Source organism: Mesorhizobium sp. M0340, from assembly GCF_040321535.1.
Taxonomy (GTDB): Bacteria; Pseudomonadota; Alphaproteobacteria; order Rhizobiales; family Rhizobiaceae; genus Mesorhizobium.
On the sequence record NZ_JAMYRR010000005.1, the window covers coordinates 321,110 to 339,923 of the forward strand.

21 protein-coding genes are annotated in these 18,814 nt (G+C 64.5%); 12 read left to right on the forward strand and 9 right to left on the reverse strand.

From position 1 onward, the window contains the following. Positions 1-105 precede the first annotated feature (105 nt). From NKI79_RS10405 to NKI79_RS10435, 7 genes are all read left to right on the forward strand, one after another. On the forward strand, positions 106-1,425 hold the full coding sequence (locus NKI79_RS10405) for an MFS transporter (RefSeq protein ID WP_352801421.1): 1,320 nt from the start codon (positions 106-108) through the stop codon (positions 1,423-1,425). A 107-nt stretch (positions 1,426-1,532) separates the two neighbouring features. Beyond that, positions 1,533-2,717: a cell wall hydrolase gene (locus tag NKI79_RS10410; protein ID WP_352476628.1), complete on the forward strand. Its 1,185-nt coding sequence runs from the start codon at positions 1,533-1,535 to the stop codon at positions 2,715-2,717. Positions 2,718-2,972: 255 nt separating this feature from the next. Then, on the forward strand, positions 2,973-3,371 hold the full coding sequence (locus NKI79_RS10415) for an AtpZ/AtpI family protein (RefSeq protein WP_352801422.1): 399 nt from the start codon (positions 2,973-2,975) through the stop codon (positions 3,369-3,371). 70 nt (positions 3,372-3,441) lie between these two features. Next, on the forward strand, positions 3,442-4,200 hold the full coding sequence (locus NKI79_RS10420; protein WP_352476629.1) for a F0F1 ATP synthase subunit A: 759 nt from the start codon (positions 3,442-3,444) through the stop codon (positions 4,198-4,200). Positions 4,201-4,266: 66 nt separating this feature from the next. Then, positions 4,267-4,491, forward strand: coding sequence for a F0F1 ATP synthase subunit C (locus tag NKI79_RS10425; protein WP_254820421.1), 225 nt, complete (start codon positions 4,267-4,269; stop codon positions 4,489-4,491). An 81-nt stretch (positions 4,492-4,572) separates the two neighbouring features. Beyond that, positions 4,573-5,154, forward strand: a complete 582-nt coding sequence (locus tag NKI79_RS10430; RefSeq protein ID WP_352801423.1) for a F0F1 ATP synthase subunit B — start codon at positions 4,573-4,575, stop codon at positions 5,152-5,154. Between the two features lie 10 nt (positions 5,155-5,164). Continuing rightward, positions 5,165-5,656 carry a F0F1 ATP synthase subunit B gene (locus NKI79_RS10435; RefSeq protein ID WP_023674071.1) on the forward strand — a complete coding sequence of 164 codons (492 nt, stop codon included), beginning with the start codon at positions 5,165-5,167 and terminating at the stop codon, positions 5,654-5,656. Positions 5,657-5,914: 258 nt separating this feature from the next. On the opposite strand, the gene rnhB is transcribed toward NKI79_RS10435, so the two are convergent. Both rnhB and NKI79_RS10445 read right to left on the reverse strand, forming a co-directional pair. Beyond that, the gene (gene rnhB, locus NKI79_RS10440; RefSeq protein WP_352476631.1) at positions 5,915-6,610 is read right to left on the reverse strand and encodes a ribonuclease HII; all 696 of its coding nucleotides are present in this window, start codon (positions 6,608-6,610) and stop codon (positions 5,915-5,917) included. Between the two features lie 167 nt (positions 6,611-6,777). Continuing rightward, a complete protein-coding gene (locus NKI79_RS10445) occupies positions 6,778-7,932 on the reverse strand; it encodes a PA0069 family radical SAM protein (protein ID WP_254818651.1) in 1,155 nt (384 codons plus the stop codon). Between the two features lie 151 nt (positions 7,933-8,083). On the opposite strand from NKI79_RS10445, the gene NKI79_RS10450 reads away from it, so the two are divergent. Both NKI79_RS10450 and NKI79_RS10455 read left to right on the forward strand, forming a co-directional pair. Further along, positions 8,084-8,587: a glycosyltransferase gene (locus NKI79_RS10450; protein ID WP_352476632.1), complete on the forward strand. Its 504-nt coding sequence runs from the start codon at positions 8,084-8,086 to the stop codon at positions 8,585-8,587. Between the two features lie 190 nt (positions 8,588-8,777). Then, positions 8,778-9,752: a phytanoyl-CoA dioxygenase family protein gene (locus NKI79_RS10455; RefSeq protein ID WP_352476633.1), complete on the forward strand. Its 975-nt coding sequence runs from the start codon at positions 8,778-8,780 to the stop codon at positions 9,750-9,752. Between the two features lie 33 nt (positions 9,753-9,785). On the opposite strand, the gene moaB is transcribed toward NKI79_RS10455, so the two are convergent. The 6 genes from moaB to NKI79_RS10485 form a co-directional block, all read right to left on the reverse strand. Then, positions 9,786-10,328, reverse strand: coding sequence for a molybdenum cofactor biosynthesis protein B (moaB, locus tag NKI79_RS10460; RefSeq protein ID WP_352801424.1), 543 nt, complete (start codon positions 10,326-10,328; stop codon positions 9,786-9,788). Beyond that, complete coding sequence (locus tag NKI79_RS10465; RefSeq protein WP_352801425.1) at positions 10,315-11,217, reverse strand: 4-(cytidine 5'-diphospho)-2-C-methyl-D-erythritol kinase; 903 nt, start codon at positions 11,215-11,217, stop codon at positions 10,315-10,317. Before NKI79_RS10465 ends, moaB begins: the two co-directional genes overlap by 14 nt. Before the next feature lie 26 nt (positions 11,218-11,243). Next, positions 11,244-11,429 carry a hypothetical protein gene (locus tag NKI79_RS10470; RefSeq protein WP_254818406.1) on the reverse strand — a complete coding sequence of 62 codons (186 nt, stop codon included), beginning with the start codon at positions 11,427-11,429 and terminating at the stop codon, positions 11,244-11,246. Between the two features lie 81 nt (positions 11,430-11,510). Next, positions 11,511-12,368 (reverse strand): S49 family peptidase, encoded by an 858-nt coding sequence (locus tag NKI79_RS10475; RefSeq protein ID WP_352456850.1) that lies wholly within the window; start codon positions 12,366-12,368, stop codon positions 11,511-11,513. Between the two features lie 87 nt (positions 12,369-12,455). After that, positions 12,456-13,256, reverse strand: coding sequence for a tRNA1(Val) (adenine(37)-N6)-methyltransferase (locus tag NKI79_RS10480; RefSeq protein WP_352801426.1), 801 nt, complete (start codon positions 13,254-13,256; stop codon positions 12,456-12,458). Further along, a complete protein-coding gene (locus NKI79_RS10485) occupies positions 13,256-13,480 on the reverse strand; it encodes a putative signal transducing protein (RefSeq protein ID WP_023674082.1) in 225 nt (74 codons plus the stop codon). The genes NKI79_RS10480 and NKI79_RS10485 overlap by 1 nt, the downstream gene beginning before the upstream one ends. A 160-nt stretch (positions 13,481-13,640) precedes the next feature. Here NKI79_RS10485 and NKI79_RS10490 point away from each other — a divergent pair, with 160 nt between their 5' ends. Next, on the forward strand, positions 13,641-14,657 hold the full coding sequence (locus NKI79_RS10490; protein ID WP_254818409.1) for a polyprenyl synthetase family protein: 1,017 nt from the start codon (positions 13,641-13,643) through the stop codon (positions 14,655-14,657). A 25-nt stretch (positions 14,658-14,682) separates the two neighbouring features. Here NKI79_RS10490 and NKI79_RS10495 read toward each other — a convergent pair whose 3' ends face one another. Then, complete coding sequence (locus NKI79_RS10495) at positions 14,683-16,119, reverse strand: MFS transporter (protein ID WP_352801427.1); 1,437 nt, start codon at positions 16,117-16,119, stop codon at positions 14,683-14,685. A 104-nt stretch (positions 16,120-16,223) separates the two neighbouring features. On the opposite strand from NKI79_RS10495, the gene NKI79_RS10500 reads away from it, so the two are divergent. Further along, positions 16,224-16,829 (forward strand): TetR/AcrR family transcriptional regulator, encoded by a 606-nt coding sequence (locus NKI79_RS10500; RefSeq protein ID WP_352801428.1) that lies wholly within the window; start codon positions 16,224-16,226, stop codon positions 16,827-16,829. 209 nt (positions 16,830-17,038) lie between these two features. Further along, entirely contained in the window at positions 17,039-18,814 is a 1,776-nt protein-coding gene (locus NKI79_RS10505; RefSeq protein WP_352801463.1) for a tetratricopeptide repeat protein, read from the forward strand.

Here is an 18,814-nt window from a genome sequence, read left to right on the forward strand (position 1 = left end):
TTTGGGACATCACGTGAAAAACTTCCTGATATTCAGTACGAAGTTATGGCGGTAGAGACAGCGCGTCAAGAACCGAACGCAACCAGCCCATGCAGGAGCTGAACCATGTCCGCTGTCGCCACACGAGCAGATTGCAAACCGCGTCGCCCGGCCGCCGTTACCACCCTGTCAGAGGCGGCGGTGCTTCGACCCAATCATCGCTGGAAGGTGCTGGGCATCGGCGTCGCCGCCAATGCCTGCTTCTCCGCGACCTTCTCCGGCATTCCGGCCACGGCGGTGTTCCTGCGCTCGGGCTATCATCTCTCCAATGGCGAGCTCGGTCTGGCGCTTGGCCTTCTCGGCTTGGGCGTGGCGCTGAGCGAATTGCCGTGGGGGCTGCTGACCGATCGCTGGGGCGACCGCCGCGTGCTGCTGACCGGGCTCGGCGCAACCGCGGTGTGGCTGCTCGTCATGGCCGCGCTGGTCGTGCCGTCACCAGCCCAAATTCCCGGCGTCGCGCTTCTCGCCGCTGCCCTGCTGGTCACCGGATTGCTCGGCGGCAGCGTCAACGGCTCCAGCGGCCGTGCCATCATGGCCTGGTTTGGCGAAGGCGAGCGTGGCTTTGCCATGAGCATCAGGCAGACGGCGGTGCCGCTTGGCGGCGGGCTTGGCGCGCTGGTGCTGCCGTCGCTCGCTTCGGCCCATGGCTTCACGGCGGTCTTCGGACTTCTGGCGGCTGCGTCCGCCGTCTCGACCTCGCTCGCCTGGCGCTGGCTGCATCAGCCGCCGGCGCACGACCATGCCCATTCGAGCAGCGCGGCAAAGCCGGCCGGCCCCGCGCCGCTGCGCAACCCGGCCGTCTGGCGCATCGCGACAGCCATCGGCCTGCTGTGCTTCCCACAGGTGGCCGTGCTCACCTTTGCTTCCGTCTTCCTGCATGATTTTGCCGGCATGGGAACGGCCGTGATCAGCGCCAGCCTGGCTGCCGTGCAGGTCGGCGCCATGGTCATGCGCGTCTGGAGCGGCCGCTACACCGACCGTCACGGCAACCGCCGGTCGTTCCTGCGTCTGTGCAGCATGCTGAGCGTGGCCGCCTTCGCCGTGCTTGCGGCGCTCGTCTTGTTTTCGGCCCAACTCTTGTCAGGCCAAGCGCCGATGCTGTCGCCGGCGATCGTTGCGATGCTCGTCGTCGCCGGCATCTGCGTCTCCTCCTGGCATGGCGTCGCCTACACCGAGCTTGCGACGCTGGCCGGCGCCAGCCAGGCCGGAACGGCGCTCGGCCTTGCCAACAGCCTGGTCTTCATTGCCTTCTTCCTGGTGCCGATCGCCATTCCCGGGCTTCTCGTGCTCTGCTCTTGGGCAGGCGTCTGGCTGGGTGCGGCTATTTGCGCGCTGATCGCCTGGCCGATCTTTCTTCCGCCAACGGACAGCCGCAAAAGCGCCTGACTTCGACACGAGATGGGAAAACAACGTTCTAAGCTGTTAACGCCCCATCAAGGTTAATGCATCATTGTAGCTCTCCAGTGGGGTCCGTGGCGTTTCTGGAGAGTTCCGTGCATCGACGTGTTTTGACGCGGCTTGTCGCCGCCGCCGGTGAGAAAAAGCGTTCCTTCCTGTCTCCGTTCGTTGTTGGCCTTGGCATCTGGATCGGCTTTCCGACGGTCGCTGCCTATCAGGACATGACAAGCCTGGTCTCCGGCCTGGAGGCGCCGAGCGTCCGCTGGAACGCCTATGTCGAGAAATCCGTCGCCGGCTCCGTTCACGCCGCCGAAATGCCCTTCCTCGATTCCAGCAGCACCGGCTCGCTCTCCGGCTCCGGCGTCCAACTGCCCGGCATCGGCGCCGTTTCGTTTCGCGGCAAGGGCGGCATCGCCGGCACGACGCCGGACGAGAACCGCATCACGCGTGCCGACAAGAAGGGCCGCATCATCCAGGTCTCGCCCGTCTCGCCGCCGAAGAACTTCAACGCCGGCTCGATCTTCGAGCGAACCTCCTCGCTGCTGCGCCCAAGCATGGACAGCGGCCTGAGGATGGCCTTCGCCAAGCCCGAGATCAAAGGCAAGGAAATCCAGATCGCCGCCTCCTTCCACACGCGCGTCGACAAGAAGCCGGATTCCGGCGTGCCGGCGATGCTTGCCGCGCTGGTCAACAACGATCATCCCGACGTGCTGGCGACCGCCTATGCCTCGTCGGCCCCCGATTACGCCAAGGCATCGCCTTTCGAGGCCTTGCTGCAGGACCAGGACCCGAACGATGGCCGCTTCATTCCGCCGCTGAGCAAGGGCGATCATTCTTGGATGCAGACGCCGCTGCCGGCGAGCGTCTTTTCCAAACCGGAGCAGGCCTGTCTCGCCAACGGCATCTATTTCGAGGCGCGCGGCGAGTCCGTGCGCGGCCAGGCCGCCGTCGCCCAGGTCATCCTCAACCGTGTCCGCAATCCGGCCTATCCGAACTCGATCTGCGGCGTCGTCTACCAGAACGACAACTGGTTCAACCGCTGTCAGTTTTCCTTCGCCTGCGACGGCAGGAAGAAGCGGATCGACAACCCCGCTGCCTACAAGACCGCCCAGGATGTCGCCATGGCCGTCACAGCCGGCAAGATCTTCATTCCGGAAGTCGGCTCGTCGACCCATTATTACGCCAACTACGTCCATCCGGGCTGGGCGCGGACGATGCAGAAAATGACCAGGATCGGCCTGCATATCTTCTACCGCACCTATGGCGGCGGCTGGAGCTAAGCGCTCTGGCGGCCCTTGCATCTTTCCCGCGAGAGCGGCCGATGGAAGACGCATCGCTGTGGGGATTCGGCCGCAGCCCGCCGGAGACCGCGTCGGGCACGATGTCGCACCCAGGCAAGTAGCTGATTCATAACGAAAAAATACTTGAGCTTGAAGATCCGCCCGTGGCTTGACGGGCGCGGACCCTCTAACTATGTTGCCGGCGACTTTAAGAAGCGGACGGACGGTGACGGTCTGACCGGGCAGGGGGGTTGCGTGGCCGACAAGAATGGGCCAGACGGAACCGGCGAAACCGGCCGCGGCAAGCAGCATGAAGCCGACATCCGCGACGACGATCTTGAGCGCCGCCGGCGCGACCTTGAAGCATCGCTTGCGACAAGGCGGCCGGATCGGCTCGAAGGGAAAGACGACGCGAAAACGGGCAGTGTGGCCGGGTACGGCCAGGCGCTCAAGCTGTCCAGCGAGTTCATCGCCGGGATAGTGGTCGGTGCGGCTCTCGGCTGGTTTATCGATCGCGTGGCGGGGATATCGCCATGGGGTCTGATAGTCGGGCTGCTGCTGGGTTTTGGCGCCGGCGTGCTCAACGTCCTGCGTTCAGCCGGGCTTGTGTCGGAATTCGGGACGGGCGACAAACCGCGCGATCCGAAAGAATGAATTGAGGCGCCGCATGCCGGCGCATTGAACAGAATGCTGAAGCCGTCTGCGGCTTTGATGGGGATTTAAAGTGGCTGCTGACAAGGTCGATCCGATCCACCAGTTCCAGATCCATCCGATCATTCCGATTCACATCGGCGGCTACGACCTGTCTTTCACCAATTCGGCTCTGTTCATGCTTGCGACGGTTGCCGTCGCGGCGGCGTTTCTCTATCTCAGCACATCGAGCCGCAGCCTGGTTCCGGGCCGCCTTCAGTCGGTCTCGGAAATGGCCTATGAATTTGTCGGCAATATGCTGAGGGACGCCGCGGGCACGCAAGGCATGAAGTTCTTCCCCTTCGTGTTCTCGCTATTCATGTTCGTGCTTGTCGCCAACCTGCTTGGCCTGTTCCCGTATTTCTTCACCGTCACCAGCCACATCATCGTCACTTTCGGCCTCGCCGCGCTGGTGATCGGAACGGTCGTCGTCTACGGCTTCACCAAGCACGGCCTTGGCTTCCTGAAACTGTTCGTCCCGCATGGCGTGCCGGTCTACCTGCTGCCGCTGGTGGTGCTGATCGAGGTGATTTCCTTCGTCTCGCGTCCGGTCAGCCTCTCGGTTCGTCTGTTCGCCAACATGCTCGCCGGTCACATCACGCTGAAAGTGTTCTCGGGCTTTGTCGTCAGCCTGAGCGCGCTCGGCGCGGTCGGCGTGGCGGGCTCGGTTTTGCCGCTGGCGATGGCCGTGGCGCTGACGGCGCTGGAGCTGCTGGTCGCGTTCCTGCAGGCCTACGTCTTTGCCGTGCTGACCTGCATGTATCTCAACGACGCCCTGCATCCCGGGCACTAACTAGGTTCCGGCATTGCCGCCGGATCGAATTTGCAACGGAATTTTAGATCCAAAGGAGTTGAACAAATGGACGCAGAAGCAGCAAAGTACATCGGCGCCGGCATCGCATGCCTCGGCATGGGCGGCGCGGGCGTTGGCCTCGGCAACATCTTCGGCAGCTATCTGGCGGGCGCGCTGCGCAACCCGTCGGCCGCCGACGGCCAGTTCGGCCGCCTGATTTTCGGCTTCGCCGTGACCGAAGCGCTGGGTATTTTCTCGCTTCTCATCGCGCTTCTCGCCCTGTTCGGCTGAATATTTGTTCGGCTGAACATTGGGAAGAATAGAACAGGCCGGTCGCGATCCTGCGGCGGGCCTGAATTTCGGGGATAGTCCATGTTCGTGACATCTGCCTTTGCGCAAGAGTCCGCGCCCGCCGCAACGGAAGCCGACACGCACGCCGCCACCGGCGTGCCTGCCGAGGCGCACGGCACGTTCCCGCCATTCAATCCGGCGACGTACCCGTCACAGCTGGTGTGGCTGGCAATCACTTTCGGGCTGTTCTACCTCTTCTTGAAACGGGTAGTGATGCCGCGCGTCGGCGGCATCATCGACGTTCGCAACGACCGCATCACGCAGGATCTCGATCATGCTGCCCGGCTGAAAAGCGAGGCCGATGCCGCCGTTGCCGCCTATGAGCAGGAATTGGCGGAAGCCAAGGGCAAGGCCAATGCGATCGGCCAGCAGGCCAACGATGCGGCCAAGGCGGAAGCCGAAGCTGCCCGCAAGACGATCGAGGCAGCGCTTGACCAGAAGCTTGGCGAGGCCGAGGCGCGTATTTCTTCCCTCAAGGCCAATGCCATGAAAGAAGTCGGCGCGATCGCCGAGGACACCGCTTCGGCCATCGTCGAGGCGCTTGTCGGCGGCAAGGCCAGCAAGGCCGAAATCGCGGCCGCGGTCAAATCCGTGGCGGGGTGAGGAGCGCATCATGGACGCCACATCTCTCGCGACGCTTTGGGCAACGGTTGCCCTCGTAATCTTCCTCGGCATCGCCATCTATATCAAGGTGCCGGGCATGATCGCCAAGGCGCTCGATGCGCGGGCCGACAAGATCAGCTCCGAGCTTGAGGAGGCGCGCCGGTTGCGCGAAGAGGCACAGCAGCTGCTTGGCCAATACCAGCGCAAGCGCAAGGAAGCCGAGCAGGAGGCGGCGGCCATCGTTGCCGCCGCCAAGCGCGAAGCCGACATGCTTGCCGCCGAGGCGCACAAGAAGACCGAGGACTATGTCGCCCGGCGCACCGCCTTGGCCGAGCAGAAGATCGGCCAGGCCGAGCGCGAAGCGATCGGCGAAGTGCGCGCCAGCGCTGTCGACATCGCGGTCGAAGCCGCGCGCGCGCTGCTGGCCGGCAAGATCGACGCCAAGGCCGGCGCCGACCTGTTCAACGCCTCCCTGCAGGATTTGAAGTCGAAACTGAATTAAGCGACTTCGTCGAGAAATTCATCGAAAGCCGCCTGGGAAACCCGGCGGCTTTTTTGTTGGCGAAAGCGGCAGAGCGCATAATCTCCCCCCTCGAGGGGGAGATGTCGCCGAAGGCGACAGAGGGGGTCGGTACGTCCTGGCGCGACGCCATGTAAGACGAAGAGGAGCTTGGCGCTTCACGCGCGGCGACCCCCTCTGGCCTGCCGGCCATCTCCCCCTCGAGGGGGGAGATTACGCGCCTAGCCGCTTTCGCCAATCTCAATCCAAACCCGAAAAACTCTCTTCCTCCAGCACCTCGGTGCCGCCGAACCGGAACGGCGCGAAGGAGGCGCGGTGCAGCCGCGCCACCGGCCCGTGCAGATCGATCGCCGTGCGATGGCGCACAGTGGCGTAGCCCATATGCAGTTCGAAGCCGTAACGCGCATGATGGCTGCCGCAGCCGCACATCATGCGGTCGCGCAACACCTTGGCGACGATCGAGGCTGCGGCGATCGACTGCGAGCGCTGGTCGCCCTTGATCAGCGCTGTGCCCTCGCAGGGCAGGCCGGGCGGCACGTCGCGGCCGTCGGCCAGTGCCAGCTTCGGCCGGATTGACAGGCCGGCCACTGCACGGCGCATCGCCTCCAGGCTGGCCTTGAGAATGTTGGAGGCATCGATGCCTTCGGCACTGACCGAGGCCATCGACACGGCGAGTGCGGAGCCGAGGATTTTCATGAACAGCGCCTCACGCTGCAAATGCGTCAGCCGCTTGGAATCATCGAGACCGTCGGGGATGTTGGCGGGATCGAGCACCACCGCTGCCGCCACCACCGGGCCGGCGAGTGGGCCGCGGCCGGCTTCGTCCATCCCCGCCACCGGCCAAAGGCCTTCGGCCATCGCTCTCGTCTCGAACGAGAAGTCGGGTTTCTCGACGATTTCGAAGAGAAGCGGAGAATCGGAACGCGGGCGAGCCATGGTGCGGCGAGGTTCGCATCGGCTCCGATTCTCCGCAAGTCCCCTCCGGGTCGGGCGGGGCACCGGACCAGGAGGGGGCTACCGTCTGCAAGCCCGGGGACAGGACAGGCCGGACGGGATTTTCGCCTGCTGCGGCCGCTTCAAAGCGGCTGGCGCGAGACGCTTTGTCACAGCAGCATCAGCTGCTCGGTTGCCTTGGCAGCGGGGACGAACTGGTCGGTCCTGAGCGAGCGCCGTTCGGCATTGAGGCCGAGCCGTTTGGCGGCGATCTCGAAACGCCGGCCAATCTGCCAGGCATAGGGGCCGGAGCCTTTCATGCGCTTGCCCCATTCCGAATCGTAGTCCTTGCCGTCGCGCATCGAACGGATCAGCGACATGACGTGGCGATAGCGGTCGGGATAGTGGCGCAGCAGCCAGTCCTTGAAGATCGGCGCGACCTCCAGCGGCAGGCGCAGCAGCACATAGCCGGCTTCACGCGCGCCCGCTGCCTGCGCCGAATCGAGGATGCGCTCCATTTCCGGGTCGGTCAGTCCGGGGATGATCGGCGCGACCATCACCGAGGCCGGAATGCCGGCGTCCGAAAGCTGTCTGATCGCCTCCAGCCGCTTGGTCGGCGTCGACGCGCGCGGCTCCATCGTTCTGGCCAGCATCCTGTCCAATGTCGTCACCGACAGCGCCACCTTGGCCAACCCGCGCTCGGCCATGCGCGACAGAATGTCGATATCGCGGGTCACCAGTGCCGATTTGGTGACGATGCCGACCGGATGGCCGCGCGCCTCCAGCACTTCGAGGATCTCACGCATGATCCGGTATTGCTTCTCTATCGGCTGATAGGGATCGGTGTTGGTGCCTATGGCGATGGTGCGCGGCTGGTAGTTATCCCTGGACAATTCCTTGTCGAGCAACCGCGCCGCATCCGGCTTGGCAAACAGCTTCGATTCGAAATCCAGCCCCGGCGACAGGCCCATGAAGCTGTGCGTCGGCCGCGCGAAACAATAGACGCAGCCATGTTCGCAGCCGCGATAGGGATTGATCGAGCGGTCGAAGGAGATATCGGGCGATTCGTTGCGGGTGATGATGGTGCGCGGCTTCTCGACCTGTACCTCGGTCTTGAAGGGCGGCAGCTCCTCCAGCGAATTCCAGCCGTCATCGAACACATGCCGGCTGACCGGCTCGAAACGGCCGGACGGATTGATGCCCGCCGACCGGCCGCGATTGCGGTCCGGACGGACGCGCATGCCGCTCTGCTCGATCATCGCATTCGCCATCTCGGCCCTGCCAGCGCCGAAGGCGGCAATGTCGGCACGCACGATCTGTTCCATTTTGGCCCTTTCCCAGGGACTGTCCGCCCGCTGTCGAATCGCTCTGCTCATGAATGTATTCCTATCGCGTCGACTAGAACAAAGCAAGAACTTTCTCGCGGCGTGCCGCAAAAACTGGCGCTGCCCACCGCTTTCCGCTATTCGGCTAAATATGCTCAGCGTCCTGATCGAAACCCTGAATGACGAGGAGGGCCTGGCCCGCACGCTCGCCTCGCTGATCGGCGGCGCGGTCGAAGGCGTGGTGCGCGACGTTCTCGTCTGCGACACCGGCTCGACCGATCAGACGCACCGCGTCGCCGAACATGCCGGCTGCCACTATGTCAGTGGCGGCATCGCTGCGGGCATCAGGCAGGCCAAGGGCGACTGGCTGCTCTTGCTGGAACCGGGCGCGCGGCTGGGGGAGGGCTGGATCGACGAGGTCGTCGCCCATACCGCCAGACAAACCATGGCGGCGCGATTTTCGCGGGCACGCGGCAGCCGCGCGCCCTTCCTGTCACGCGTCTTTGCCGGAAATCGCGCTCTCGCCGAAGGCTTGGTGATCAGCAAGCGTCAGGCCGCCGCGCTGTCTAAGAGCGCCCGCAGCGCCGAAGCGATCGCCCGCGGCCTGGCGACAAGAAGGCTCCACGCCCAGATCTGGGTGGCGCCGCGGAAGTGACGGCTTACCATCCCGGGCCGAGGGAATGCCGCCTAAGCAAATTTTCTGGCGGGTCGTCGCTTATTGTGCATTGCACAAAATCTGGCCGGGGGTTACCATTCCCTGCGAAACGGGCGAATGGGTTTGGGGTGTGCCGGAGCGGCGGCGACGACTATCGTCGATGCTGTTCCCTCGACATTTGAGGACCCCGATGACCCTTTCAAGCCCCGACAAGTCCGGCGCTGCAAGCCTCGAGGCGATCGCACGCAACGGCGGTACGCTGCGCCGCATCGCCGCCCGCATCCCGACCTATCTTTCCGACCTTCGGGAGAATCCGGCATGGCTGCCGATGTTCATGCTGGCCCGCACCATGCCGGCGCGGCGCCTGCACTGGCGCGGTGCAAAGCCCGTTCCGCCGGCGCGCAATGTCGGTGAAACGATGTTCGCCGGCGTCGATCGCGATGCCGTCGTCGGCGCGCTGCGCACGGAAGGGCTCTATTCGGGCCTGATGCTGCCGGCCGCCATCCATGAGGAGATCGCCCGCTTCGCCGAGCGCACGCCATGCTTCGGCAATTTCGACCGCCGGCTGGAATTCCTGCCCGAAAAACACGCCGATGCCGAAAAGCATTTCGGCCGCCCGCTGCTCAGCGGTCACTATTTCGAACGGGTCCTCGACTGCAACGCTGCGGTCGCCGTGCAGCGCGATCCGCTGCTTCTCGATATCGCAGCGCACTATCTCGGCAGCCAGGCCAAGCTGATCACCACCCGCGTTTGGTGGAGCTTTCCGACCGGTGGCGTCTCGGACGCCGACAAGAACATGGCCTCGCTCGGCAAATACCATTTCGACCTCGACGACTGGCGCATGTTGAAGTTTTTCTTCTACCTGGTGCCGGTCGACAACGACACCGGGCCGCATGTCTATGTCCGCGGCTCCCACAACCGGCGCATCCTGAAGCACCAGCTGACGCTGCTGGTAGGGCATTCGGCGGAAGAGGTGCTGGGCGTGTACGGCGAGCAGAGCCCGGTAACGCTGACCGGGCAGGCCGGCCTCGGCTTTGTCGAGGACCCGTTCGGCTTCCATATGGGCACCGTGCCGACGCGCACCCCGCGGCTGATGATGGAGGTCGGCTTCGGCGTGTCGCCGCCCTCGCGCCGCCGTTTTCACGGCGAGCCGGTCATTCGCTAAACCGAGGTCGCTCGGCTGACACCTTGGCCCGCCTCAGCCGCGCCGCAAATGCTCGTCCAGCCGCGGCATGATCTCGACGAAGTTGCAGGGCATGTGCCGATAGTCGAGCTGCGGCTTCAAGATACCGTCCCAGGCGTCCTTGCAGGCGCCGGGCGAGCCCGGCAGCACGAAGACGAAGGTGGCGTTGACGACGCCGCCGGTTGCCCGGCTCTGGATCGTCGAGGTGCCGATCTTGTCGTAGGAGATGCGGTGGAACACTTCGGAAAAGCCGTCCATGCGCTTTTCGAAGATCGGCTCCAGCGCTTCCGGCGTCACGTCGCGGCCGGTGAAGCCGGTGCCGCCGGTGGTGATGACGACATCAATCGCTTCGTCCCTTGACCAACCCAGGACCTTGTCGCGGATCTTGTCGCGGTCGTCGGTGACGATGTCGCGGGCGGCGAGGATGTGGCCGGCCTCGGCAATACGGTCGGCCAGCGTCTGCCCGGATTTGTCGTCGGCGAGGCTGCGCGTATCGGAAACGGTCAGTACCGCGATGCGCACGGGAACAAAGGGGCGGCTCACGTCAATCCTGGCCATAGGCATCAGCCTCCGATGTCACGCTTCGCGTCGCCGCGACAAACCAGTCGGGATGGCGGCCGCGGATATCGACGGCCGCGCGCTTGGCCACGTTGCCGGTCTCGAACAGCCCGAAGCAGGTGGCGCCGGAACCCGACATCCTTGCAAAACCGGCTCCGGCCTTGTTAAGCACGGAAAGCGCCTTGCCGATGACGGGCTGGATTGCACGCGCCGCAGGTTCGAGATCGTTGCGGGTGATCTCCAGCCAGTTGCGGATACTGTGGAAGTCGAGGCTGTGCGGCAGCGGCGGCAGCCCGGCATTGTCGCGGCGGCCAAGCGCCTCGAACACGTCGGCCGTCGAGACGGCAGTGCCGGGATTGACGAGCACCAGACCCAGCGCCGGGAAACCCGGCACGAGCGTCAGCTCGTCGCCGACGCCGCGGGCTATCAGCGGCTTGGCAGCGAGGCACATCGGCACGTCGGCGCCGAGCGACAGGCCGATCCGCGCCAGTTCGGCATCGTCGACATCAAGTCCCCAGGTCTGGACCAGGGCGCGCAGCACAGCCGCCGCGTCGCTCGATCCGCCGCCGACACCGGACGCGACCGGCAGGTTCTTTTCGAGCCGGATGGCGACAGCCGGCGCGTGTTGGGAACCGGCCTCGCGACGCAGTGCGTCGCGCGCTCTCACCACCAGATTATTGTCGTCGACCGGCACCGCGGAGGCGTATTTGCCGAACACGGAAAACCCATCGCTGTCGGCAAGTTCTGTCTCGATGCGGTCGCCGAAGCGCGTGAACACAGCCAGGCTTTCGATCATGTGATAACCGTCGGCGCGCCGGCCGGTGACGTGCAGCGCGAGATTTATCTTGGCGTGCGCATGCAATGCCCGGATGCTGGCCTCGGCGTTCATGGGCTCGGCCGCGAGGGGGAAGACGGTCAATCCTTGGCCAGACGGTATTCGCCGGTCTTCGGATCCTTGACCAGTGTTCCCATGGTCCCGTTGGCCGTCTGCTTTTCGGCCCGACGTACCTTGGCGGTCACCCGCTCGGCTTCCCTGATGAAGGAGCGGTAGCCGAAATAGGCGGCAATGCCGACGACGGCGAAGAAAATAATCTGCGGCATGTCAAACTCCTCCCTCGCAAGGCCGGCAAGGCCGCCGGTCGGGTCGGTTGATGATTTATGCTAGACGCTTTCACCGGCTTTTCAAAGCCCGAAGCGCGCCCACAGCGCGCGCTCTTCCGCCGCATCGATGACGCCGCTTGCCGCGGCGGCGGCGATGTCGGGCGCCGAAAAGCTCGAGCCGAACAGGCCGAAGCGGCCGAACAGGCCGCGCGGCGCGGTGATCAGCTTGAGCTGGGTTTTCGGCCCGAAACGGCTCTTCAGCACGCTGCGCATGTCGCCGAGCGCATCGACCAGCCCGAGTTCAAGCCCCTTCTTGGCCGTCCAGAACAGGCCTGTGAACAGGTCGGGATCGTCCTTGAGCTTGCTGCCGCGCCTGTCCTTGACGAGGTCGATGAAGGTCTCGTGGACCTCCAGTTGCAGCGCCTTCAGGCGCTCGACGTCCTCCTTCTTTTCCGGTTTGAACGGGTCGAGCACCGCCTTGTTCTGGCCGGCGGTGTGGACGCGGCGCTCGACGCCGATCTTCTTCAACAGCTCCGGAAAGCCGAACGAGGCCGACACCACACCGATCGAGCCGACGATGGAGGATGGGTCGGCAAAGATCTCGTCGCCCGCGACCGCGATCATGTAGCCGCCCGATGCCGCCACGTCCTCGACGAAAACCAGGACTTTCTTGTTCTTCTCGCTCGCCAGGTCGCGGATGCGCCTGAAGATCAGCCGCGACTGCACCGGCGAGCCCCCTGGCGAATTGATCGAGATGGCGACCGCCGGCGCATCGAAGGAAAACAGCTTTTCGAGAAGACCGGCGGTGGAAGCGAGCGACAGGCTCGGCCGGAACTGGCCGCCGCCGGGCATGATCGTGCCGTGCAGCCGGATGACCGGAATGGTGACGACGGTGGAGCGCCAGGATTTCGGCAGCAGGCGGTTGAAAAGGCGTTTCACGAGGGGGCGGTCTCCGGTCGATTTGCTTGAGGCATGTAGGAATTCGCCGGCCAACGGCAATGCCGTCACCCCGGCAATCAGAATGGATCAGTCTCCGAACAGCGACGCCAGCCCGTTATTGATCAGCTCTGCCCGCTCCGAAGGGCCATTGCCTGAGTAGGCATGCAGCATCAGCGGTGGCCGGATCGACAGTTTGCCGCGTGCGCCGAGTGCTGCCCGGACGACGATGCGGATCGCTGCCGCCTCGGGGCGAGGATGGACGGCCAGCATCTCGGCGTCGCCGAAGCGGCCGGCAACGGCATCGAGGATCGCGCTGAGCTGTTCCGGCCGGGCGATGACGGCCAGCCCGCCACCCGGCCTGACCACCGCGGCCGCGCTGCGGATCCAGCTGTCGAACAATCCATCCTCCGAGACATGTGCGGCTTTTCTCAGCGGATCGGGCGTCGCGCGATCCTCGGCGGCATTGAACGGCGGGTTCATGATGACGAAATCGAACCTGTTGTCCTCGAGGCCGGCGGCCGTTCGCGCCCGGCCCGACAGCGCGACATCGGCGACGAGCACCGAGGCGCGGTCGCTGAGATGCGCATTGCCGGGATGGGCAAGCGTGGTGGTGGCGAAGGCCGCCATTTCCGGGGAACGCTCGACAAGCACGGCCGCGGCAGCGGGGCAGCGCGACAGCACCGCCAGGCCCGCGGCACCGGCACCCGCGCCAAAGTCGGCCAGCCGCCCGGCGAAGGAGGACGGCACGGCAGCCGCCAGCATCATCGCATCCATGCCGGCGCGGTGGCCGGCCTTTCTCGGCTGCACCAGCCAGAAGCGACCGCGATGGAAGGCATCGACCGTGTGAGCCGGCATGTCCGGGACAAGGGCAGCGGGCGACGCGGACATTATTTTTGGCGGATCTCGTTGGCGATGCCGGCATCCGTCAGGATGCGCCGCGCCGCATCGGCCTTGTCGGCGTCCACCATGACACGGCGGGGCAGGATGCCGATCGAGCCGTCGAGCACGCTCATGTTCTGGTCGGCGACGAAACAGCCGATACCGGCATCGCGCATCAGCGATTCGACAAACGAAATGATGACAGCGTCGTTGGTGCGGATGAGCTCTATCATCGGATGAAACTCGCAGTTTGCAGCGTTGATGTAAACGTAGGCGTGATCATGTACCAGAGCCGGCGCGCCAATTCGCCTCTTGCCGCACCGGTGGGTGACACCCTAGAGTCTGTCCAGGGACCATGTTGCCGTCGTGCATATCGAGGTTGGGAGTTTTGCCGTGGGTGTCGTTCTCAACATTGAAAACGGGAAGCGCGAAGCCGCCTCGATAAAGGACCTCATCGACCTGACCGCGGCCGACATGGGGCGCGTCAACAAATTGATCCTGTCGAAGGCCGGCTCCGATGTCGAGATGATCCCGGAGATCGCCAACCATCTGATCTCATCCGGCGGCAAACGGCTGCGGCCGATGCTGACGCTCGCCGCCGCCCAGATGTTCGGCTATTCCGGCGACGGCCATGTCAAGCTCGCCACATCGGTCGAATTCATGCACACCGCGACACTTCTCCACGACGACGTTGTCGACGAAAGCGGCATGCGGCGCGGCAAGAAGACGGCGCGCATGATCTGGGGCAACCAGGCCAGTGTTCTGGTCGGCGATTTCCTGCTCGGCCAGGCCTTTCGCATGATGGTCGATGTCGCCTCGCTGGAAGCGCTCGACATCCTGTCGAGTGCGGCCTCGGTGATCGCCGAAGGCGAGGTGATGCAGCTTGCCGCCGCCAAGAACCTCGAAACCACCGAGGACGAGCACTTCGCGGTGATCAAGGCCAAGACCGCGGCGCTGTTCTCAGCCGCCGCCGAGGTCGGCCCGGTAATCGCCCAGGCGACGCGCAACGATCGCGCAGCACTCCGCTCCTATGGCATGAATCTCGGCCTTGCTTTCCAGCTGATCGACGACGCGCTGGATTATGGCGGCACCAGCAAGGATCTCGGCAAGAATGTCGGCGACGATTTCCGCGAAGGCAAGGTAACGCTGCCGGTGATCCTCGCCTATCGGCGCGGCACCAAGGCCGAGCGCAGCTTCTGGAAACGCGCCATCGAGGACAATGCCGCCGACGATGCCGGGCTGGAAAAGGCAATCGGCCTGATGCTCCGCCACGGGGCGATTGCCGACACCATCGGGCGCGCCCGCCATTTCGGCGAAATCGCCCGTGACGCGCTGGCGCCGCTCGAAGCGACGCCGCAGAAGTCTGCACTGATCGACGTCATCGATTTCTGCATCAGCCGGGTGAATTGACAGCCATCGGCGCCCCGCGCCGTTCTCATCGCGCCCTTGCCGGAAGAACCATTGCTGCGAGCAGGCTGGCGGCGATGCCCGCCGCCGCGAACCAGAAGGCGACCTGGATGCCGTCGGCGACGGCAATTTTCAAGGCATCGCCGGACAATTCGCCGATTTGGCTGTTCGCAATCGCGATCAGCACGGCCATGCCGATGGCGTTGCCGACATTGAGTGTCGTCGAAGCCATGCCCGAGGCGACGCCTTGCTGATCATGGGCAACGCCGGAAGCGGCGGCAATCCACATTGCGGTCCAGACGATGCCTTGTCCGACGCCGGAGACGATCAGGCCGGGTACGAGGGACAGATAGCTGCTCTCCGCGGTTGCGCCTGATACCATCAATGCAGTGCCGACCGCGCCGACGATCATGCCGCCGACCAGCGTGCTGCGCGTCGAAAAGCGCGTCGCCAGACGCTCGCCGGCTTGCGTGCCGGTGGCGATGGCGACCGACGGCACGAGAAAGGCGAGGCCCGTCTGCAAGGCAGTGAAACCGTGCACGTTCTGCAGCAGCACGGTGAGGAAGTAGGGCAGCGCTCCGAAAGTCGCCATGTAGAGGAAGGTTATCGTCATTCCGGCGACGAGGCTGCGGTTGTAAAACAGGCGCAGCGGCATCAGCGGATCGGTGCTCTTCGCCTCGATCATCGTGAAGGCGATCAGGAAGAATGCCGCCAGTGCTGCGCTGACGATGATTGCGGTCGATCCCCAGCCATATTCAGGCCCCTGAACCAGGGTGAAGACAAGCAGCGTCGCGCCGGCGGTGACGGTCAATGCGCCCGGCAGATCGAAGCTGCGGTGCTCGTGCCGCTTGTGATCGCGCGGGATGATGGCGAAAGCCGCGATGATGGCGATCCCGGCCAGCAGCACGTTGACGTAGAAGACCGACGGCCAGCCGAAGGCGCTGGTCAGAAACCCGCCGGCAAGCGAACCGAGCGTCAGGCCACTGGCGCCTGCGCCGCCCCAGACGGCGAGCGCCCGGTTGCGTTCCGGTCCTTCGGCGAACAGGCGGTTGATCAGCGACAGCGTCGCCGGAAACAGGAATGCGGCTCCGATGCCTTGTACCGCGCGTGCCGCAATGATGATTTCCGGTGACCATGCCAGGCCGCCGACAAGCGAAGAAAGCGCGTAGAGCCAGAGTGCGAAGATGAAGACGCGGCGCTGGCCGATCAGGTCGGCGGCCCGGCCGCCGAACAGCAGGAAGCCGCCGGTAAAGACCGTGTAGGCGCTCACCACCCATTGCAGGGTCTGCCCGGAAAATCCGAGGCCGGCGCCGATCTCCGGCAGGGCCACGAAGACGATGTTGAGGTCGAGCGAGATGATGAGCTGCGCGAAGGCGAGCAGCGCCAGCGTTGCGCCGCGCTTCACACCGGTTGTCCCTTGCGTTGCGATTGCCCCGAGCGGCGCGCCTTGATCCAGTGAACTCATGTCGGTCTCCTTGTCGACAATTATTGAATGATCCACAAAGAATTGAGATTTGCAATCCGAAGTCAAGCGGATTATTTGTTGATCGACAAAAATTGGAGGTCGCAATGGCGGGAAGGCCAAGGGAGTTCGACCGCGACCAGGCGCTGGAGAAAGCCCGGGACGCTTTCTGGAGACGTGGCTACGAGGGCACCTCGATGGCCGATCTCGTTTCGGCGCTTGGCCTCGCATCGGCGCGCATCTATGCCGCCTTCGGCTCGAAGGAGGATCTGTTTCGCGAAGCGGTGGCACTTTACGAGGCCAATGAGGGCGGCTTTGCCACACGCGCGCTCCAGGAAGAACCAAACGTCCGGCGCGTCATCGAGCGCATGCTTCGCGACGCCGTCGAAATCTATACGCGGCCGGGGCAGCCGCAGGGCTGCATGGTGGTGACGGCCGCCACCAATTGCGCTGTCGAAAACGCCGCCGTGCAGCAATGGCTGGCGGAGCGTCGGCTGGCGCGTACCGCATCGATCGTCGAGCGGTTGAAGCAAGCGGTGCGCGATGGCGAATTGAAGCCGGGTACCGACGCCGAGACGTTGGGTGATTATTACGCCACGCTGATGCACGGCCTTTCGGTGCAGGCACGCGACGGCCTGCCGAAAAAGCGGCTGCACGATCTTGTCACCGTCGCCATGCAGGCGCTCGACGCAAGCCATTCGCAAATGTCCTGAGTTCCGGGCCGTGACGCCGGTTTCCCATTGCCGGCTTGTCGCAATGCGGTCGTGCGACCTCTTTCGGCATGGTTTATTAATTGCTTGACCCGATTGTGAATTCGGGCCGGGTTGAAGCATGACCCCAAAAAGGCCATGCTTTACCTGTAAAGATCGAGTCTACGGCGATCCCGCTGACGCGGAGATGGCGTTTGGCTGAAAGGGATATGATGCGGCAAGGATATGCGCGCTGGCTGACGGGGCTGGCAATCGCGACGGGCATGGCGATCTCGGCTTTGCCGGCGCATGCCAGACAGACCGCCGAGCCGGTCAGGATCACATCCTTCTCGGGAGCGTATCTCGCCGCACGGATTGCCGAAGGCGACAACGACCTCGACAGCGCCATTTCCTACTACAAGCAGGCGCTCGCCTTCGATCCGAACGATACGGGACTGCAGCAAAGCCTGATGCTGTCGCTGATCGCGCAGGGGCGCTTCGACGAGTCCCTGGTCTACGCCGACAAGCTCAAGGCGGTTCCCGACGTCGAGCGCTTCTCGCGCCTGGCGCTGGCCATCGATTCCTTCCACAAGAAGGATTTCTCCAAGGCCGAATACTGGCTCAAGCTGTCGCTCGAATCCGATCTCGACCGGCTGATCTCCGGCGTCATGACCGGCTGGGCCAAGCAAGGTGAGGGCGACGCCGGCGAGGCCATGGCTTCCATCGACAAGCTGCAGGGCCCCGACTGGTTCAGCCCGTTCAAGTCGTTCCACCGTGCCTTGATTGCCGACGTCTCGGGCCTGCCCGACAGGGCGGATGCGCTCTACACCGCCACCCTGCAAGACACGGCCGCTGGCGGTGCGGCCCCCGAAACATGGATGCGCAACGCGCAGGCCTACGCCTCTTTCCTCGCCCGCAAAGGCGACAAGGCCAAGGCGCTGTCGGTGCTCGACAAGGCCGAGGCGTTTGCGCCCGGCAAGGTCGAGATTGCAGCGCTTCGCGACAAGATCAACAAGGGCGAAAAGATCGAACCATTCGTTGCCGGTCCGTCGGACGGCGCCTCGGAGATCCTGCTCGATCTCGCCACCGCGCTCAACCGCGGCGGCGGCGAGCCGTTCGTGCGGCTCTATCTGCGATATGCCCTGGCGCTGCGGCCCGGCAACGACGCGGCGCTCGTTCAGCTTGCCGCCGTCGCCGAGCAGTTGAAAGACGGCGAGGGCGCCATCGCGCTCTATCGCCGCATTCCCGCCGGCTCGCCGCTGAAAGAGCTTTCGGACCTGCAGCTTGGCCTCAACCTTGCCGATCTTGACCGCAATGACGAGGCGATCGCTCACCTCAAGGCCATCGTCGATGCGCATCCAGACGACATGCGCGCCTATCTGGCGCTCGGCGGCGTCTATTCCGCGAAGGAGGATTTCCGCTCCGCCGCCAATCTTTACGACAAGGCAGTCGAGGTGCTGAAGACGCCGACCGCCGCCAACTGGAACATCTTCTACCAGCGCGGCATCGCCTATGAGCGGCTGAAGGAATGGCCGAAGGCCGAGCCGAATTTCCGCAAGGCGCTGGAGCTCTACCCCGACCAGCCGCAGGTCCTGAACTATCTCGGCTATTCCTGGGTCGACAAGAACATGAACCTCAAGGAAGGCCTCGCGATGATCCAGAAGGCCGTCGACCTGAGGCCGAGCGACGGCTACATCGTCGACTCGCTGGGCTGGGCCTATTACCGCCTCGGCCAGTTCGACGACGCGGTGCGCGAAATGGAACGCGCCGTTTCGTTGAAGCCGGAGGATCCGGTGCTCAACGATCACCTCGGCGACGCCTACTGGCGCGTCGGCCGCAAGCTGGAAGCCACCTTCCAGTGGAACCAGGCCCGCGACCTGAAGCCGGACCCGGATGTGCTGTCCGCCTTGCAGCAAAAGCTGATGAAGGGCCTGCCGCCGATCGAATCCAACACGGCGCAGGAAACCCCCAAGGTGAAGCCCGAGCCGGCGCCCGCCCCGAAGGGGTGA

Excerpts from the sequence above, each read along its gene's own strand:
- NKI79_RS10405 (WP_352801421.1), top strand. The coding sequence starts at position 106 with ATGTCCGCTGTCGCCACACGAGCAGATTGCAAACCGCGTCGCCCGGCC.
- NKI79_RS10425 (WP_254820421.1), top strand. The coding sequence starts at position 4,267 with ATGGACGCAGAAGCAGCAAAGTACATCGGCGCCGGCATCGCATGCCTC.
- NKI79_RS10430 (WP_352801423.1), top strand. The coding sequence starts at position 4,573 with ATGTTCGTGACATCTGCCTTTGCGCAAGAGTCCGCGCCCGCCGCAACG.
- NKI79_RS10435 (WP_023674071.1), top strand. The coding sequence starts at position 5,165 with ATGGACGCCACATCTCTCGCGACGCTTTGGGCAACGGTTGCCCTCGTA.
- rnhB (WP_352476631.1), bottom strand. The coding sequence starts at position 6,610 with ATGGCTCGCCCGCGTTCCGATTCTCCGCTTCTCTTCGAAATCGTCGAG.
- NKI79_RS10445 (WP_254818651.1), bottom strand. The coding sequence starts at position 7,932 with ATGGAACAGATCGTGCGTGCCGACATTGCCGCCTTCGGCGCTGGCAGG.
- NKI79_RS10450 (WP_352476632.1), top strand. The coding sequence starts at position 8,084 with ATGCTCAGCGTCCTGATCGAAACCCTGAATGACGAGGAGGGCCTGGCC.
- NKI79_RS10455 (WP_352476633.1), top strand. The coding sequence starts at position 8,778 with ATGACCCTTTCAAGCCCCGACAAGTCCGGCGCTGCAAGCCTCGAGGCG.
- moaB (WP_352801424.1), bottom strand. The coding sequence starts at position 10,328 with ATGGCCAGGATTGACGTGAGCCGCCCCTTTGTTCCCGTGCGCATCGCG.
- NKI79_RS10465 (WP_352801425.1), bottom strand. The coding sequence starts at position 11,217 with ATGAACGCCGAGGCCAGCATCCGGGCATTGCATGCGCACGCCAAGATA.
- NKI79_RS10470 (WP_254818406.1), bottom strand. The coding sequence starts at position 11,429 with ATGCCGCAGATTATTTTCTTCGCCGTCGTCGGCATTGCCGCCTATTTC.
- NKI79_RS10480 (WP_352801426.1), bottom strand. The coding sequence starts at position 13,256 with ATGTCCGCGTCGCCCGCTGCCCTTGTCCCGGACATGCCGGCTCACACG.
- NKI79_RS10485 (WP_023674082.1), bottom strand. The coding sequence starts at position 13,480 with ATGATAGAGCTCATCCGCACCAACGACGCTGTCATCATTTCGTTTGTC.
- NKI79_RS10495 (WP_352801427.1), bottom strand. The coding sequence starts at position 16,119 with ATGAGTTCACTGGATCAAGGCGCGCCGCTCGGGGCAATCGCAACGCAA.
- NKI79_RS10500 (WP_352801428.1), top strand. The coding sequence starts at position 16,224 with ATGGCGGGAAGGCCAAGGGAGTTCGACCGCGACCAGGCGCTGGAGAAA.
- NKI79_RS10505 (WP_352801463.1), top strand. The coding sequence starts at position 17,039 with ATGCGGCAAGGATATGCGCGCTGGCTGACGGGGCTGGCAATCGCGACG.